Origin of the sequence: Mycetocola zhadangensis (genome assembly GCF_003668565.1) — a bacterium.
GTDB lineage: Bacteria > Actinomycetota > Actinomycetes > Actinomycetales > Microbacteriaceae > Mycetocola_A > Mycetocola_A zhadangensis.
Map to the genome: position 1 here is coordinate 178,176 of NZ_RCWJ01000002.1, position 16,996 is coordinate 195,171.

The window sequence follows — 16,996 nt, forward strand, 5'->3', positions numbered from 1 at the left end:
CTTTCAGTCGTGGGCGTCTACGACGGGAGGAAGATCAGGTTGTCTGAAATGCGAACCCAACCGTCCTGGATCGCGGAATCCGGAATCCGTGAGGGGGCATGCTTCAATTTCCCGAATGGGTATCCACTCGCGGAGTTTGGGCCGGAACACCCACCAACGGCACCGTCCGGAACGTCGGCTCCTGAGACGAGGATGCAGATGCCGTCTTTGATCTCATCACCCTTAGGCAGAGCGAGGTAGAACGACCGGCCGTCCAACTCACCGACGAGACGCACGGAGCCCGACTCTGAAATCTTGGAGTAGTCCTCCCGGAACAGATCAGCGTTTGTCTGTGGTCGGTCAAGCTCGGTGTACGCCGGACCCGTTGTCGCGGTGCACCCGGTCGCGAGCAGAGCGACAGTCGTGAGAACTCCGATGCACCACGGTTTTGACCAGACCACGCAGCTCCTTCGTTTGCCGCGAGAATAGCGGTGCAACCGCGTCCCGGTCGATACCCCCGAGAAGGTCATCGCGCAGAACACTCGGGACGGGCTGCAACGACTACGCCGAGACGTACTCCGCGAGCGAGCCGGTGTTCGCACAGGATTCGTACGGGAGGCCCTACGCTCGCTTCTAAGGCCGCGTGAGGCCAGTGCGGCCCCTGCCGCTTCGCCGCTGCCCAAGACGCCCTAAGCAAGCCCCAGGGCGCTGAGCGAGCCGTGAGGCGCTGAGAGTAACCTGCTTGCGTCCCTTTCCGGCTCGACGGAACACACAGTCGAGCACCCGCCGCCGGAACAGGTGGCCGCAAGCGGTCTGTGCCGAGGCAGTGTGTGAAGCGGTCTCAATCTTTGAGCCGAACCCGTTTGTCTCGCAGAACCGACTGAGGTCGGACGCACGGTGCGATGGCGTCGGCGAGCCGTACCTGCACAGACCTCGAAATGACGACCCTGCCGTGTCTTTCCACAGTGTTAACAACGCTGTTAAGAACTATCCACACTGTTAATAAGGCTGTTAACAACTCCTGACCCGGAATTTTTTGCGACCGGGATAGTGGATCGTCTTCCGCTCCGATCCTGACCCCAGAACCTCGACCTCAGTCCGCACGCCGCTTAACACCACGAGACGCACTCCGCCGCGCGGGTCCTGGGCATCGTGAGCCAGCTGACAGGGGCACACCACAGCCGGCGGCCACAGACGACCGTACAGTCTCGGCTCAGAGGGAACCGGACCTGACACCCATGCAGTGCATGACGACATTCAGAAAATCGAAAGGCCACTTCCTCAAGGAAATGGCCTCAGAACCGGAACTTATCCAGTTCTCCGTTTAGCGATTCTTCTGACTTCGTCAGAGTCAAACTGTGGAGCCTAGGGGAATCGAACCCCTGACCTCCTGCTTGCAAAGCAGGCGCTCTACCAATTGAGCTAAGGCCCCATTTTGTGGGAGAAACTTATTAAATTTGTCTCCCGAGTGGGGATACCAGGACTTGAACCTGGGACCTCTTCGTTATCAGCGAAGCGCTCTAACCGCCTGAGCTATATCCCCGTTTGGGCAGGTTCGAGACTACCGGAGATCTGCCGATTTTTATAATCGAGCGGCTTTCGCCGCACGACTATGGATGAACTAGTTGTTTGTGAACCCGACGAGGAGCCCGCCGGTGATCTTCACGCTGAGGTTGTACAGCGCAGCCGAAAGCGCACCAAGTGCCGTCACAACGATGAGGTCGAGGATCGCGACCACAACCGCAAAGCCCATAACGCGGCCGAGGTTGAAGATCGCAGTGAGGTCATCGCCTACTCCAGCGACGTCCTTGTACAGTCCGTTGATGTTGGCGAAGATTCCGGTGGTCTCCAGAACCGTGTAGACCAGGAAGAACACGACGACGGTGATCACTGCGAGAGCGATCGAAACCAGGAAGGACAGCTTGACCGCAGACCAGAAGTCAACGTAGACAAGCTTGAGCCGCACCTGCTTTGTTGTCGTGCGTTTGGTCGACTTTTTCGCCAGCTTCTCAGCAACGCTACTCATGCTTACTCTTTCTGCTCAGATTCGCTCTCGGCTGCTGCGATGGTGTCTGCATCCGCGTCGGCGACAAGATTACGGTCACTGTTCCTGGCCAGGGCGATAATACGGTCGTCGTCTGCGAATCGTGCAAATACGACACCCATTGTGTCCCTGCCCTTGGCCGGAACTTCGGCCACGGCAGACCTTACCACCTTGCCGCTGGCAAGAACCACAAGGACCTCGTCCTCCTCGCCGACGATCAAAGCACCGGAGAGATGACCGCGGTCTTCGTTGTATTTGCCGACCTTGATGCCGAGTCCGCCACGGTTCTGCAGGCGGTACTGCTCGATCGAGGTGCGCTTCGCGTAGCCACCCTCGGTCGCAATAAACACGTATGCGTCCGACTCCGGTTCCGCGGGAAGCACAGATGCAGACAACAGCTCGTCGTCTTCCCGGAAGTGCATTCCGATGACTCCGGACGTCGAGCGCCCCATTGGGCGAAGCGCTTCGTCACTCGCCGTGAATCGGATCGACATTCCGTGGCGCGAGACCAGGAAGATGTCGCTGTCGTTCTCGACGAGCAGAGCACCCACGAGTTCGTCACCCTCGCGCAGGTTGATGGCGATGATGCCGCCTGTGCGGTTGGTGTCGTATTCGCTCAGAGCCGTCTTCTTTACCAGGCCGTCGCGGGTTGCGAGCACGAGGTAGGTGGCCACGGCGTAGTCGCGGATGTCGAGAATCTCAGCGATCTCTTCATCAGGCTGCATGGCGAGCAGGTTGGCGACGTGCTGGCCCTTGGCGTCACGCCCGGCTTCCTGCACCTCGTAGGCCTTGGCGCGATACACGCGACCCTTGTTCGTGAAGAACAGCAGCCAGTGGTGTGTCGTCGTGACGAAGAAGTGATCGACGACGTCGTCGGCGCGGAGCTGAGCGCCCTTGACTCCCTTACCGCCGCGGTGCTGCTGGCGGTAGTTGTCGCTGCGCGTGCGCTTGATGTATCCGCCGCGCGTAACGGAAATGACCATCTCTTCCTCGGGGATGAGGTCTTCGATGGACATATCGCCGTCGTACCCGAACATGATCTCGGTGCGACGGTCGTCACCGTACTTTTCGACGATTTCCGTCAGCTCTTCGCTCACGATGGTGCGCTGGCGCTGCGGGTCGGCAAGGATTGCCTTGTACTCGGTGATCTCGAGCTCGATCTCGTCGTGCTCGTCGATGATCTTCTGGCGCTCAAGGGCCGCCAGTCGTCGCAACTGCATGTCGAGGATCGCACGCGCCTGGAGCTCGTCAATGTCGAGCAGGTCGATGAGTCCGTCGCGAGCATCCTCAACGGTCTTGGATCGGCGGATGAGCGCGATGACCTCGTCGAGCGCGTCGAGCGCCTTGAGGTAACCGCGCAGGATGTGAGCCCGCTCCTCGGCCTTGGCCAGACGGTGCTTGGTGCGACGCACGATGACATCGATCTGGTGCGCGGTCCACGCGGTAATGAAGCCATCAATCGCGAGGGTCCGCGGAATGCCATCAACGATCGCCAGCATGTTGGCGCCGAAGTTCTCCTGCAGCTGCGTGTGCTTGTAAAGGTTGTTCAGAACGACCTTGGCGACGGCATCGCGCTTGAGCACGATGACCAGGCGCTGCCCGGTTCGACCAGACGTCTCATCGCGGATGTCGGCGATGCCGGAGATCTTGCCGTCTTTAACCATGTCGGCGATCTTGATTGCAAGGTTGTCCGGGTTGACCTGGTAAGGAAGCTCGGTGACGACGAGGCAGGTGCGACCCTGAATCTCCTCTACGTTGACAACAGCGCGCATGGTGATCGAACCGCGACCGGTGCTGTACGCGTCGTGAATGCCCTTGGTTCCGAGGATTTGCGCCCCGGTCGGGAAGTCAGGACCCTTGATGCGCTGCATCAGAGCTTCGAGAAGTTCCTCGCGCGGCGCATCCGGGTTCGCAAGGTGCCAGAGAGCACCCTCTGAAACCTCACGAAGGTTGTGCGGCGGGATGTTGGTGGCCATACCAACCGCGATACCGACGGAGCCGTTGACGAGCAGGTTCGGGAACCGGGCGGGAAGAACCGCCGGCTCCTGCGTGCGACCGTCGTAGTTGTCCTGGAAGTTGACGGTGTCTTCGTCAATGTCCCGGACCATCTCCATGGCAAGTGGCGCCATTTTGGTTTCGGTGTACCGCGGAGCCGCGGCGCCATCGTTTCCGGGAGAACCGAAGTTACCCTGACCGAGAGCGAGCGGGTAACGCAGGCTCCATGGCTGGACCAGGCGAACAAGCGCGTCATAGATAGCCGAGTCACCGTGCGGGTGGAACTGGCCCATGACGTCACCGACGACGCGCGCGCACTTCGAGAACGCCTTGTCTGGGCGGTATCCGCCGTCATACATGGCGTAGATCACACGACGGTGCACGGGCTTCATGCCATCGCGCACCTCAGGGAGCGCACGACCCACGATGACGCTCATGGCGTAGTCAAGATACGAGCGCTGCATCTCGAGCTGAAGGTCGACCTGGTCGATGCGACCGTGCACGCCGTGGTCGATGGGCACTACAGCCGCCGTGGTCTCAGCGCTGTCGTCGCTGTTGTTCGTTTCGTCTGCCATCAGTCTTCTCTACTTGTTCAGTCGGCGTTTCTCGATGCGTGCCGCGTACCTCCGCGACCCGCTGATCTGGCTGAGTTCAGCCCGATCAGATGTCGAGGAAGCGCACATCCTTTGCGTTCTTTTGGATGAAGTTGCGGCGTGACTCAACGTCTTCGCCCATCAGGGTGGAAAAAATCTCGTCCGCAGCTGCTGCATCGTCGAGGTTGACCTGCATCAGCGTGCGGGTTTCCGGAGCCATCGTGGTCTCCCACAGCTCCTTGTAGTCCATCTCGCCGAGACCCTTGTACCGCTGGATTCCGTTGTCCTTCGGAATCCGACGGCCCGCTGCCGCACCAGCGGCGAGCCGCGCATCGCGCTCTGCGTCGCTGTAGACGTACTCGTGCGCGGCATTGGACCACTTGAGCTTGAAGAGCGGGGGCTGCGCCAGGTAGACGTAACCAGAATCGATCAGCGGCCGCATGTAACGGAAAAGCAGGGTAAGCAGCAGCGTCGTGATGTGCTGACCGTCAACATCGGCATCCGCCATCAGGACGATCTTGTGGTAGCGAGCCTTCTCAGGGTTGAAGTCCTCGCCGATGCCCGCACCGAAAGCGGTAATCATGGCCTGCACCTCAGCGTTGCCGAGTGCGCGGTCGAGTCGGGCCTTTTCAACGTTGAGGATCTTGCCTCGGAGCGGCAGGATCGCCTGCGTCTCCGGGTTGCGGCCCTGAACAGCAGAACCGCCTGCAGAGTCACCCTCCACGATGAAGATCTCCGAAAGCGACGGGTCCTTGGACTGGCAATCCTTGAGCTTGCCAGGCATTCCGCCACCCTCGAGGAGGCCCTTGCGGCGAGCAGTTTCGCGAGCCTTTCGTGCGGCCATGCGCGCGGTCGCAGCCTGGAAAGCCTTACGGATGATTTCCTTCGCCTGGGCGGGGTTGCGTCCGAACCAGTCACCGAGCTGATCGCCGACGACCTTCTGAACGAACGCCTTCGCCTCGGTGTTTCCGAGCTTCGTCTTCGTCTGGCCCTCAAACTGAGGTTCGGCAAGCTTGACCGAAATAACAGCGGTCAGGCCTTCACGCACGTCGTCACCGGAGAGGTTGTCGTCCTTCTCCTTGAGCAGGCCCTTTTCCCTGGCGTACTTGTTGACGAGAGTCGTCAGCGCAGCACGGAAACCCTCTTCGTGGGTTCCACCCTCGTGAGTGTTGATCGTGTTCGCATAGGTATGAACGCTCTCGGTGTACGAGGTGGTCCACTGCATCGCAACTTCGAGCGCGATCTTGCGGTTGTCGTCTTCAGTTTCGAACGAGATGATTTCGTCGTTGACCAGGTCAGCCTTGCGCGCACGGTTGAGGTACTCGACGTAGTCGACGAGGCCGCGCTCATAGTGGAAGACGTCGGACTGGTGGACCAGCTCAGGCGCCGCGCCCTCCTTGGTCGGCGCTTCAACCAAGTGGTCGTCGCGCTCGTCGGTCAGGGCGATTCGAAGTCCCTTGTTGAGGAACGCCATCTGCTGGAAACGAGTCTTCAGCGTGTCGTAATCGAACTCGATCGTCTCGAAGATGTCTGCGCTCGGCCAGAACGTGATCGTCGTTCCGGTGATGTCAGAATCCTCGTCCTGCGAGAGCGGTGCGTCAGCAACACCATCGTGGAACGTGGCACGCCACACCGAACCCTGGCGGCGAACTTCGACGTCCAACCGGGTTGAGAGTGCGTTGACGACGGAACTACCGACACCGTGAAGTCCTCCGGAAACGGCGTATCCGCCACCGCCGAACTTTCCTCCGGCGTGCAGGATTGTGAGAACAACTTCGACGGTCGACTTGCCCTCTGCGGGGTGGATGTCGACCGGAATTCCTCGACCGTTGTCGACGACCCGAACCGCACCGTCCTTGAGGATCGTTACTTCGATGTTGTCGCAGTACCCGGCGAGGGCTTCGTCGACGGCGTTATCGACGATCTCGTAGACGAGGTGATGCAATCCACGCGGACCGGTTGAACCGATGTACATTCCGGGACGCTTGCGTACGGCTTCGAGACCTTCGAGAACCTGAATCTGGCTTGCACCGTAGCTGCTGTTATCCACGGACCTGTTCGGTTCTGATGACATATGAAATTAGGCTCCAAACCGTGTTCTTGCTCGACATCTAATTCTATCAAGAACTGCTCGGGTTCGGGGCAGAATCGCCCGTTTGAGCGGGTTTTATCGGTCAGGCGACCTGATTTGTCTGGTTATCCGTAGGTATCGCGTACGCCACGCCCCTGAACCGATCTGGGGCCACGTTTGAAGGAAGGGACGTTGGGCCCTAGAAAACGGATGCTTTCAATGCCGGCTTGGGGGTACCGCACGGCAATGTGCGTCATGATGTCGACCCGCATGAGTCGCAGCTGTGTCGCCCACGCGGTCGACTCGCACTGCACAGTGAGCACTCCGTTGTCGATTCCGACCGGCGTCGAGTGGTTGGCCGTCTCCTCGCCAGCAAGCGAGGTCCAGTTGGCGACCAGCTCGGACTGGGCGAGCGGAGAATCCCAGCCCAGCTGGTTGGTCAGAGCCCCGACGATGTCGCCGAGACCCTTCGGATCACGGCCGGCGCCAAAAGGCACACTGTCTGCCGGATCGATTCGACTCTTCCGCTTCGACTTCGCGTAGTGCTTGTGACCGCCGAACAGTTCCTTGAATCGCACGTACACACGGGCCGCCTCAGTGCCGCGTTCGAATTCCGCCTCAGCCATGAGCTTCCGCCTTATCGCCGACGATCGCCGCGGTTTCAGCTGCAGGCAGAATCCGACCAGCCTCGATGTGCACGGTGTGAGCGGCAAGAGCCTCAGGCACATCTGCGAGAACGGCGGCGGTGATCAACACCTGCTCGAACGACGAAACAGCGGCCGCAAGCCGGGCCCGGCGGTGCGCATCCAGCTCGGCAAAGACGTCGTCGAGAATCAGCACCGGGTCACCAAGGCTCGAATCCTGACGCAACAATTCAGCGGATGCCAATTTCAACGCAAGAGCGAATGACCACGACTCCCCGTGGCTGGCATAACCCTTCACTGGCAACGAGTTGAGCTCGAACAGAATGTCATCGCGGTGAGGCCCGACCAGGGTGAGACCCCGTTCGATCTCGCTTTTCCGCCGCGCAGCCAGGGCGCTGCGAAAGCGGTCAGCCGTCGACAGATCTGACGGAACAACCGGCCCCGCTGCCGACTCGGACGCCCCGTTGTCTTCAGCATCAACGCCATCAATGGAGAGCACGGGAGTCAGCGATGGGCCGTGATCGTCGCCGACCACTGAGGCGTACGCGTCGCGAATCGGCTGGGAGAGCGCGTGAACGAGCCGCACCCGCTCATCGATGATTTCGCTCCCGAAGACCACGAGCCTGTCGTCCCAGATCTCCAGAGTTGTGAGCTGGTTCGCCTTGAGACCGGACGTTCTTGCCGATTTCAGGAGCGAGTTGCGCTGTTTCAGGGTGCGCTCATAATCACCCATGACACCGGCGAGGCGCGGGGTGTGAAGGATCAGAAGCTGGTCAAAGAATCGGCGACGAGCCGAGGGATCCCCACGGACGATGCCGAGGTCTTCGGGAGCGAACAGCACGCTCGAGAAATATCTCGGCAGTTCTCGTGGCTTGATCTGGCCCCGATTCACCTGGGCCCGGTTCGCTCCGCTGCGATTGATCTGCACTTCGGCAAGCAGGTCACGGCCGTTGTGCTGGAGACGCGCTCGAATCACCGCGGCGTCAGCTCCCGCACGGATCAAGGCCTGATCGCTCGAAACGCGGTGCGAGCCGAGGGTGGAGAGATACCCCAGCGCCTCAACCAGATTGGTTTTTCCCTGGCCGTTGCGGCCGACAAACAGGTTGGCCCCTGGTGCGAATGTCACGTCGGCGACCGCGTAATTGCGGTATTCGCTGAGGTTGAGGTGGGTGACAATCACTCAGACAGGCTACCCGTCAACCACTGACGCGACTATTCCTCCGACTTCTTCACTGCGTGGCCACCGAATTGGTTGCGCAGTGCAGCCACAGCCTTCATCGCGGGAGATTCGTCCTGTCGAGACACAAACCTGGCGAAAATCGACGCTGAAATCGTCGGTACCGGAACGGCGTTCGCGACAGCTTCCTCAATCGTCCACCGGCCTTCGCCGGAATCCTCCACGTACCCGTCGATTTCCGAGAGGTCGTCGTCTTCGTCCAGCGCGCGCACGAGAAGTTCGAGCAGCCAGGACCGAACGACGGTGCCGCGCTGCCAGGCCTTGAACGTGCCAGGGACGTCGCGGATGATGTCTTCGCGCTTCTCGAGGAGTTCGAATCCTTCGGCGTACGCCTGCATGAGGGCGTATTCGATGCCGTTGTGCACCATCTTCGCATAGTGACCAGCACCGACCTCGCCGACGTGAACGAAACCTTCTTCGCGCGGACCTTCCGGGCGGAGGGCGTCGAAGATAGGCATGACGCGCTCGACCTGCGCGACCGAGCCGCCGACCATCAAACCGTAGCCGTTCTCCAGGCCCCACACTCCACCGGAAACACCGGCGTCAATGTAGTCAATACCCTTCGCCGAGAGCAGCTCGGCATGCTTGAAGTCCTCGGTGAACCGGCTGTTCCCACCATCGATGACGAGGTCGCCCGCGCTGAGCAGCTCGTTGAGCTCGCCGATCACGTCATCGGTGATTTTTCCGGCCGGCACCATGACCCATACAGTCCGCGGCGCTGGAAGTGCTGCGATCATTTCTTCGACTGTCGCAACGTCCGTGACATCCGGATTTCGATCAAAACCCGTCACCTCGATACCTGCGGCGCGCAGTCTGGTGCGCATGTTGCCGCCCATTTTGCCGAGTCCGATGAGGCCAATGTGCATGGTCATCCCTTTCGTGAAGCGATGCGGCGCGGGTTGGGCGGAGGCATCCGTGATTGTGTCGTGACCGGTCCTAGCGCAGCAGCAGGTTGGGCTGCAGAAGGTACTTGAAGCTGTCGGCACCCGGCTGGTCCTTCGAGGACTGGCTCGTGATGAGCATTGGGCCCGGCTTGTTCGTGTTCTCGCTCTTGGTGAACGAGAAGCGCACAAATTCACTGCGAACGGCCGTGAGGCCGTCGATGAGGAACTGCGGTTTGAGGCTCAGGACAATGTCATCGCCGGTGAGAAGCGCGTCGATCGCTTCTGACGCCTGGGCGTGCTCGGATCCGACCGCCTCCATGGTGAGCCCGTCGATGGTGAACGTGAATCGGAGCGCGGCTTCACGCTCGAGGACGAGTGATACACGTCGAACGGCCTCAATGAGTTCGCCGGTGTTGATGACCGCGTAGTTGTCGGTCGTTTCGGGGAAAAGACGGCGGACCGGGGGAAAGGATCCCTTGATGAGCAACGACGTCACTGTCTTGTTGTCGGCGGTGAATGCGATCAGTTCGCGGTCATCCTTGGCAGTGAATGACACGGAGATAGTGGCCGAGTGGCCGAACGTTTTGCCGACTTCCTGGAGTGTCTTCGCTGGTACGAGAGCTGTGAGGCCTTCTGGAGACGTGTTTTCGCCGTTATCCCAGTCAATTTCGCGAACAGCCACGCGGTAGCGGTCGGTAGCGACCAGTCCCAGGCGGTTGTCGGTGACCTGCAACTGCACGCCGGTGATGACCGGGGTGACATCGTCTCGGGATGCAGCAACGGCAACCTGAGCAACCGCAGCGGCAAATTCTTCACCCGGAACCAGGCCCGTCTGGCCGCTGATCTGCGGAATGCTCGGATATTCCTCGACCGGCATCGACAAAAGCGTGAAATTGGCGGATCCGCAGCTCACCACAATGCGGTTGTCGTTCGTGGAGAACACGACAGGTGCGTTGGGAAGCCGGCTGGCGATGTCGGCGAGCAGTCGGCCAGAGACCAGGACGGTGCCTGGTTCGTCTACCTGGGCATTGATCTCCGTTTGTGCCGAAACCTCGTAATCGAAGCTCGAGAGCACGAGACCGGTTTCGGTCGCTTCGATCAGGACTCCGCTGAGAATCGGCAGGGTCGTGCGCTGTGGCAGAAGTTTGACAGCGAACGAGACCGCTTCACTGAAGACATCACGATTGACGCTAAACCGCACGGTGGATCCCCTGTCGTTTCAAGGTACGAGTGGATCCCCATGTTAGCCGGGTCTGAATCTTGCTGTCACACCACCTCGGGACGAGGTGCGCCATCGGCAAAAGGTTATTGGCGGATTAAAAGTTAAAGAAGTCTTTAAGAGTCTTAACCGCTGTGGAAACTGTGGATAACTTCGGAGAGGCCAGTAACGAGTAGGGAACTACACCCTTGTGACTTGTGGGTGTGTTGTGGAGTTGATGCGAACAGAGTTCCTTGCCATTACTGGCATGCAGGCGGGTTGTACACATTCGAGGCGACTTCGTTCACAGGCTCGACCGAGTTATTAGATTTCTTTCCACAGGGTTATCCACACTGTGTAGGAACGGCTCAACCTGTGCACTTTAAGTGAGGCTGAGCACTGCTTTAACGGTTGAAGCGGTGCCCCTGCTTGATGCGACTGGTGAGTTCGGTCACCTGGTTGTAAATCGATCGACGTTCCTGCATGAGGTCGGAAATCTTCTTGTTCGCGTACATCACTGTGGTGTGATCGCGGTTTCCGAACAGCTGGCCGATCTTCGGGAGGGAAAGATTGGTGAGCTCGCGACAGAGGTACATAGCGATCTGCCTCGACGTGGCGATGGCCTGTGAGCGGCTCGAACCGTAGAGGTCGTCAACGCTCAGCTTGAAGTAAGCAGCGACGATGTTGATGATGTCGACCGGCGAGATGACGTTGTCATCGTCGAGGGTGATGAGGTCCTTCAACACCGTCTGTACGAGGTTCATGTCGACAGGCGTGCGATTGAGGCTCGCAAACGCTGTGACGCGAATGAGCGTCCCCTCGAGTTCGCGGATATTCGAGGACACCTTGGACGCGATGAACTCTAGAACCTCATCCGGGATCTGAAGTTTCTCGCTCTGAGCCTTCTTACGAAGGATGGCGATGCGTGTTTCGAGGTCGGGGACCTGAACATCGGTGATGAGGCCCCACTCGAAGCGCGACCGCATGCGGTCTTCGAATCCGGTGAGCGCCTTGGGCGGAAGGTCACTGGTGATAGCGACCTGTTTGTTGTGGTCGTGCAGCGTGTTGAAGGTGTGGAAGAACGCTTCCTGGGTCTCGGCCTTGCCCTGGAGGAACTGGATGTCATCGATCAGCAGGATGTCGATGTCACGGTATCGAGACTGAAATACCGAACCGCGGTTGTTCGCGATCGAGTTGATGAAGTCGTTGGTGAATTCCTCGCTGGAGACGTAGCGAACGCGGATTCCAGGGTAAAGGCTCATCGCGTAGTGGCCGATGGCGTGAAGAAGGTGAGTTTTACCCAGGCCTGAGTCGCCATAAATGAAAAGCGGGTTGTATGCCTTCGCCGGAGCCTCGGCCACGGCCACAGCCGCGGCGTGGGAGAAGCGGTTGGACTGACCGATGACGAAGTTGTCAAACGAATACTTCGAGTTCAGCCGGGTGTCGTTCTGCCGAGCCGGGAGTGCCGTGTCATGCATCGTCGCGTGAGCGGTGTTGTCGAGATAGTTCGGCTGTTGCTGCTGAACCGGTGCCTGTGGCAGCGGTTCGAATTCTTCATCGATGATTTCGGGATTAACCACGACGGCGAAGGTTGACGCGCCGTGAGTGTCCTGCAGGGTGCCAATGGCTTTGAGGAGCGGCGCACGCATCCGCATGTTGAGCTGGCCCGCGGTGAATTCGTTCGGCACCTCAAGGTAGAAGGTCCCGGCCATGATGCCCTTTGGCACCACCAGGTTGAGGAAACCGTGCAGAGGCGGAGTGATTCGCTCGTCTGCAGCGAGTACGTCGAGCACGGTCTGCCACGTTTGCGTGATGGACTCTTGCTCGTTTGACATGATTCCCTTACGAAGTTATTCACAGAGTTATCCACCGGAGCAGCCGAAAAGTCCGGATCTGTGGGGAACTGGAGCGGTCAGGCTGGGGATAACTTATTCCTCACGGTAACGAATCACCGTGAAAGGCCCAAATTTACCGCAGTTAACCACCCGCGTGTCAGGTCGAGTGAACCTGTGGAATCTGTGGATAATTGTGTTTTTGCGCTCAGTCGGTTTGACCCCAGAGTCCTGAAGACGTAGGTTTAATCAGTTGACTTCTGCCTTCGGGCACCCAATTCTCCCTGCGTGCGACCAGCAGCAGTGGAAATTCCAAACGTGGAGTAAGTAATTATGAGCAAGAGAACTTTCCAGCCGAACAACCGTCGTCGCGCCAAGGTGCACGGTTTCCGTCTGCGCATGCGTACCCGTGCCGGCCGCGCCATCCTGAGCGCACGCCGTGGCAAGGGCCGCACCGAACTCTCCGCCTAGCACCTCACCCCGGTAACCCGTCGTCATCGTGCTTGCTTCAGAGCAGCGAATCACGAGCGCTGATGACTACAAACGGGTGGTCCGCAGGGGTCGACGGGCGGCGGGCGCAAGCTGCGTCACCTACCAACTGATGAACCCGAACGGCGGTACTCCGCGGTTCGGGTTCATTGTTGCAAAAACCGTAGGAAACGCTGTCGTTCGCAATCGGGTTCGTCGACGCCTGAAGGCGATCTCACACGACCTTGCTCCTGAGCTCCCGGCCGGAGTCGAGTTCGTGTTCCGAGCGCTCCCACCCGCTGCCTCGACTCCGTTTTCTGAACTGAAGGCCGAGCTGGAGCACAGCACGGCGAAGCTGGTGTCCCGCAGATGACCGGAACGATTGTGAACGAGGCAAACGGCACCGACTTGGCCCGTGGCATCCTGCTGCTGCCCCGGAATACCGCCGTTGCTGCACTGATCGCGTACCGCACAGTGGTTTCACCGCTGTATGGGGAAGTGTGCAGGTACTATCCCTCTTGTTCGGCCTACGCTATGCACGCGATTCAGCAGCACGGTGTTGTGCTGGGATCCGGGCTTGCCGCCGCGCGAATTGCCCGGTGTCATCCCTGGGCCGCCGGTGGCGTCGATGATGCACCACTGAAAAAGAATTTCCGTTACTCCGTGACCCCCCGCGGTTTCGTTGTTACAGCCAGCCACCGAAAGGGCTAACTCCGCATGGATCTCTTGTCGATCATCCTCTGGCCACTGAAGTGGGTCGTGGAGCTCATCCTCGTGGGCTGGCACTCGCTGCTCTCGTTCGCGGGTATGCCCCCTGCGGATGGTCTCACCTGGGTTCTGTCGATCGTTGGTCTGACGATCGTGATCCGCGCGGCCCTGATTCCGCTGTTTGTGAAGCAGATCAAGAACCAGCGGCGCATGATGGAAGTTGCCCCGCAGCTCAAGAAGATCCAGGACAAGTACAGGGGCAAGAAGGACCAGTTCAGTCGCGAGGCCATGAGCCGCGAGACTATGGAGCTGTACAAGAAGACGGGAACGAACCCGCTCGGGTCCTGCTTGCCGCTGTTGATCCAGATGCCGATCTTCTTCGCGCTCTTCTCGGTTCTCAACGACTCTCAGAACGGCAAATCGGGCGTCGGACCGTTGAATGAAGAGCTCTCGACGGAGTTCGGCAACTCATCGCTGTTCGATTTTGCTCCGCTGCACATGAGCTTCTCGTCCGCAATGAACGCGGCCGGTGGGCCCGAGGTCGGCGTCATGATCGTCGCGGCCATCATGGTTGTCCTGATGACGGCGTCTCAGTTCATCACGCAGTTGCAGATCGTCTCGAAGAACATCTCGGATGAGACCAAGGCGAGCCCGATGTTCAAGCAGCAGCGGATCCTCCTGTACATCCTGCCGTTTGTCTTCCTCTTCTCCGGCTTCGCGTTCCCCCTCGGCGTCATGTTCTACTGGTTGGTTTCCAACATCTGGACCATGGTTCAGCAGTTCATCATCATTCGTCAGATGCCGATGCCAGGCACTGAAGCGGCCAAGGACCGCGAAGAGCGCCTCGCGCGTAAGGGCAAGTTGAAGCCGGCCGACTCCGCAGGTGACACTCTTGTTGTCGAAGAGAAAAGGCCTGCACAGCGCCAGCAGCCCATGAGTAAGAACCGGGCGAAGAAGGTCGCGCCAAAGCCGTCGACCGCTTCGAAGCCTGCGAACCCCGCGAAGTCAGGAAACCCAGCGAGGGCTGCTCAGGCTGAACCGAAGTCGTCAGCGTCGAAGCCTGTAGGGCCCGCTGATCTCGGAACCGGCAAGTCCTCCCCACAGAGCAACGGAAAGTAGCGCCATGAGTGACGTGATTGAAGAGCCGATCGACATCGAGACCCCTCGGAACGACTCCCCCACAGCGACCCAGCTCGAAGAAGAAGGTGACGTTGCCGCGGACTACATTGAAGAGTTCCTCGACATCGCAGATCTCGATGGAGACATCGATATCGATGTGCGTAATGGCCGCGCCTATGTCGCAGTGACGGCGAGCGAGGGAAGCAATATCCGCGTCCTGTCCAAACCAGACGTCGTCAGCGCACTTCAGGAACTGACGCGTCTCGCCGTGCAGAGCAAGACAGGCCAGTTCTCACGATTGATCCTCGACATCGGTGGGTCGCGTGAGGCACGACAGGCGGAGCTCACGGTCCTCGTGGACAGCGCGATCGCCCAGATCGAGTCGGGTGCAGCGTCAGCGGCACTCCCCCCGATGTCCAGCTACGAGCGCAAGCTGGTGCACGACGTGGTCTCCGAGCGTGGGTTCACATCGAACTCTCACGGCGAGGGCCGCGACCGACACACAGTAATCACCCGCGGCTAGATTCGCAGTCGGGGTCTCTGCCGCAGAGGTCGATCGCGCCGCGCGAACGGAGCGCCCTGGCACAGGCGGTGTCATTGGTGCGAAGCCGGAAGCCAGAATCGCAGATACATTTGTCGCTCTGATGGGCGAGTTGGGAACGTTATGACCGAGCCTGTACTCGAGGCAGAGCCAGAATTCGCGGAAGCCGTACTCGGAGATCGCCTCGATGTGGCCCGCCAGTTCACATCTAATCTCGCCAAGTACGGTGAGGAACTCGGCTTGATTGGCCCGTTGGAACTCCCCCGCCTCTGGACTCGCCACGTGTTGAACAGCGCCCTGGTCGCTCCCCTTTTGCGGCCGGGTGTCGTTGGTGACATCGGGTCGGGAGCGGGCCTTCCCGGGATCGTGCTCGGAATTGCGCGTCCCGATGTGCAATTTGTGCTTATTGAGCCGATGGAACGGCGGGTCGCATGGCTAAATGATCAGGTAAGGGCCCTTGGACTAGACAATGTGTCGGTCGTACGCGCCCGCGCTGAAGAGGTCCTTCTCACAGAGCCTCTCGATCAGGTCACGGCACGCGCTGTAAGCGCATTTCGTAAGCTTCTGCCTTTGACTGCTCCACTGCTTCGTGATGGTGGCGAGCTGGTCCTCATGAAGGGTGCGAACGCGGAAGCGGAAATCGCCGCCGCCGCCAAAGAGATCCGCAGGTTCAAAGTGTCGAACGTGCGGGTGGAAGTACTGGGTGAAGGGCTTACCGTGGACACAACGCGCGTCATCCTTGGGACGGTCCGCGCGTAGTCCGTGGAGGCGGTGTATCGCCTTCGCGTCCGGGAATCGCACATCACGGTGCTCAAGGAAATCCGCTTCGGTGCTCTGCGCGGGCGACTCTCAGTGGATCGCGGCACTATCGGTTGTGGACATGGCGTCAGAGTGAGCGCCGTCGGTCGTCGGCATCGGTTTCCACACTTTCGCGGGAGGCAGCGGCACCGTGTCCACCTAAACCTCCTCCCCCTCACCGCACAAGACCGTGATCTCGTGTTCTAGTCACGCCATCAACCACAGATACGATCGAAAATGTGCGATCGAAAATGTGCCGTACTGATGTCCAAAGCGCTCATGTCGCCTGGGAGCTGGCTGTTTCAGCTCTGTGAGAGCGATCCTAAGCTCGCGGCGGCGACTTCCACCGAGCGAAATTCGGGTCGAAAGTTGTCGTAAATGGTTTGAACATCGGCCGCTAATCGTGCGTACGTTCCCATATGGCGCCAACCTGCCGTCGGCGTCAGTCAACCTGGTAGACCCAACTATGCATCCTGGCTGATATCTATCGCGCCGAACCTGTGATGTTCTGCGGGCCTCGCTGCGGCGCGCAACGTGTGGGTCGTGATAGTGGTTGGCGCGGTTCATTCCCGCCGTTGATGAGGCGTAGCAGGATTTGGACTTCGTGCGACTCGGTTCAGCCCGTTTTGGCGCGGGCGCCTGGGCGGTCGGACCTTGAATTAGACTCGACACTCCCCTGAGTGGCGCTTGGGCTTCTGTCCCTCACGCGCCGCGGGGTCTTTGTTCGGCCCACCCGTGATCTTGTGGCGTGACAGTCCATCGCTTCAGACGCTTCTTTGACTCACACTCGCCGTCGGTGTTTCACGTGAAACAGAGCGGATCGGCGGCGCCAGAGAGCCTGTTTGGGTGTGACGGATGAAACCTCGACAGCCCCGCGGTCATTAG

The 16,996-nt window shown here is 59.7% G+C and carries 15 protein-coding genes and 2 tRNA genes; 6 read left to right on the top strand and 11 right to left on the bottom strand.

The features are described 5' to 3' along the window. Positions 1-17: 17 nt before the first annotated feature. From D9V28_RS07335 to dnaA, 11 genes are all read right to left on the bottom strand, one after another. On the bottom strand, positions 18-440 hold the full coding sequence (locus D9V28_RS07335; protein WP_121659091.1) for a hypothetical protein: 423 nt from the start codon (positions 438-440) through the stop codon (positions 18-20). An 898-nt stretch (positions 441-1,338) separates the two neighbouring features. Further along, positions 1,339-1,411 (bottom strand) — tRNA-Ala (locus D9V28_RS07340). A gap of 37 nt (positions 1,412-1,448) precedes the next feature. Then, positions 1,449-1,522 (bottom strand) — tRNA-Ile (locus D9V28_RS07345). A 78-nt stretch (positions 1,523-1,600) separates the two neighbouring features. After that, positions 1,601-2,005, bottom strand: coding sequence for a DUF3566 domain-containing protein (locus D9V28_RS07350; RefSeq protein ID WP_121659092.1), 405 nt, complete (start codon positions 2,003-2,005; stop codon positions 1,601-1,603). 2 nt (positions 2,006-2,007) lie between these two features. Then, entirely contained in the window at positions 2,008-4,593 is a 2,586-nt protein-coding gene (gyrA, locus tag D9V28_RS07355; protein ID WP_121659093.1) for a DNA gyrase subunit A, read from the bottom strand. An 85-nt stretch (positions 4,594-4,678) separates the two neighbouring features. Further along, positions 4,679-6,685 (bottom strand): DNA topoisomerase (ATP-hydrolyzing) subunit B, encoded by a 2,007-nt coding sequence (gyrB, locus tag D9V28_RS07360; RefSeq protein WP_121659094.1) that lies wholly within the window; start codon positions 6,683-6,685, stop codon positions 4,679-4,681. 122 nt (positions 6,686-6,807) lie between these two features. After that, a complete protein-coding gene (locus D9V28_RS07365) occupies positions 6,808-7,308 on the bottom strand; it encodes a DciA family protein (RefSeq protein ID WP_121659095.1) in 501 nt (166 codons plus the stop codon). Next, complete coding sequence (gene recF / locus D9V28_RS07370; RefSeq protein ID WP_121659096.1) at positions 7,301-8,506, bottom strand: DNA replication/repair protein RecF; 1,206 nt, start codon at positions 8,504-8,506, stop codon at positions 7,301-7,303. The genes D9V28_RS07365 and recF overlap by 8 nt, the downstream gene beginning before the upstream one ends. Positions 8,507-8,538: 32 nt before the next feature. Next, positions 8,539-9,429 (bottom strand): phosphogluconate dehydrogenase (NAD(+)-dependent, decarboxylating), encoded by an 891-nt coding sequence (gene gnd, locus D9V28_RS07375; protein WP_121659678.1) that lies wholly within the window; start codon positions 9,427-9,429, stop codon positions 8,539-8,541. Positions 9,430-9,499: 70 nt separating this feature from the next. Further along, positions 9,500-10,648, bottom strand: coding sequence for a DNA polymerase III subunit beta (gene dnaN / locus D9V28_RS07380; protein WP_121659097.1), 1,149 nt, complete (start codon positions 10,646-10,648; stop codon positions 9,500-9,502). Positions 10,649-11,049: 401 nt separating this feature from the next. Beyond that, entirely contained in the window at positions 11,050-12,480 is a 1,431-nt protein-coding gene (dnaA, locus tag D9V28_RS07385) for a chromosomal replication initiator protein DnaA (RefSeq protein ID WP_121659098.1), read from the bottom strand. A gap of 330 nt (positions 12,481-12,810) precedes the next feature. Here dnaA and rpmH point away from each other — a divergent pair, with 330 nt between their 5' ends. From rpmH to rsmG, 6 genes are all read left to right on the top strand, one after another. Next, on the top strand, positions 12,811-12,948 hold the full coding sequence (gene rpmH / locus D9V28_RS07390; RefSeq protein WP_121659099.1) for a 50S ribosomal protein L34: 138 nt from the start codon (positions 12,811-12,813) through the stop codon (positions 12,946-12,948). Positions 12,949-12,976: 28 nt separating this feature from the next. Then, a complete protein-coding gene (rnpA, locus tag D9V28_RS07395; RefSeq protein ID WP_121659100.1) occupies positions 12,977-13,318 on the top strand; it encodes a ribonuclease P protein component in 342 nt (113 codons plus the stop codon). Beyond that, positions 13,315-13,656 (top strand): membrane protein insertion efficiency factor YidD, encoded by a 342-nt coding sequence (yidD, locus tag D9V28_RS07400; RefSeq protein WP_121659101.1) that lies wholly within the window; start codon positions 13,315-13,317, stop codon positions 13,654-13,656. Before rnpA ends, yidD begins: the two co-directional genes overlap by 4 nt. A 6-nt stretch (positions 13,657-13,662) precedes the next feature. After that, on the top strand, positions 13,663-14,772 hold the full coding sequence (gene yidC / locus D9V28_RS07405; protein WP_121659102.1) for a membrane protein insertase YidC: 1,110 nt from the start codon (positions 13,663-13,665) through the stop codon (positions 14,770-14,772). A gap of 4 nt (positions 14,773-14,776) precedes the next feature. After that, positions 14,777-15,295: a Jag family protein gene (locus D9V28_RS07410; protein WP_121659103.1), complete on the top strand. Its 519-nt coding sequence runs from the start codon at positions 14,777-14,779 to the stop codon at positions 15,293-15,295. A gap of 141 nt (positions 15,296-15,436) precedes the next feature. Next, positions 15,437-16,072, top strand: a complete 636-nt coding sequence (gene rsmG, locus D9V28_RS07415) for a 16S rRNA (guanine(527)-N(7))-methyltransferase RsmG (protein ID WP_121659104.1) — start codon at positions 15,437-15,439, stop codon at positions 16,070-16,072. Positions 16,073-16,996: the final 924 nt, after the last annotated feature.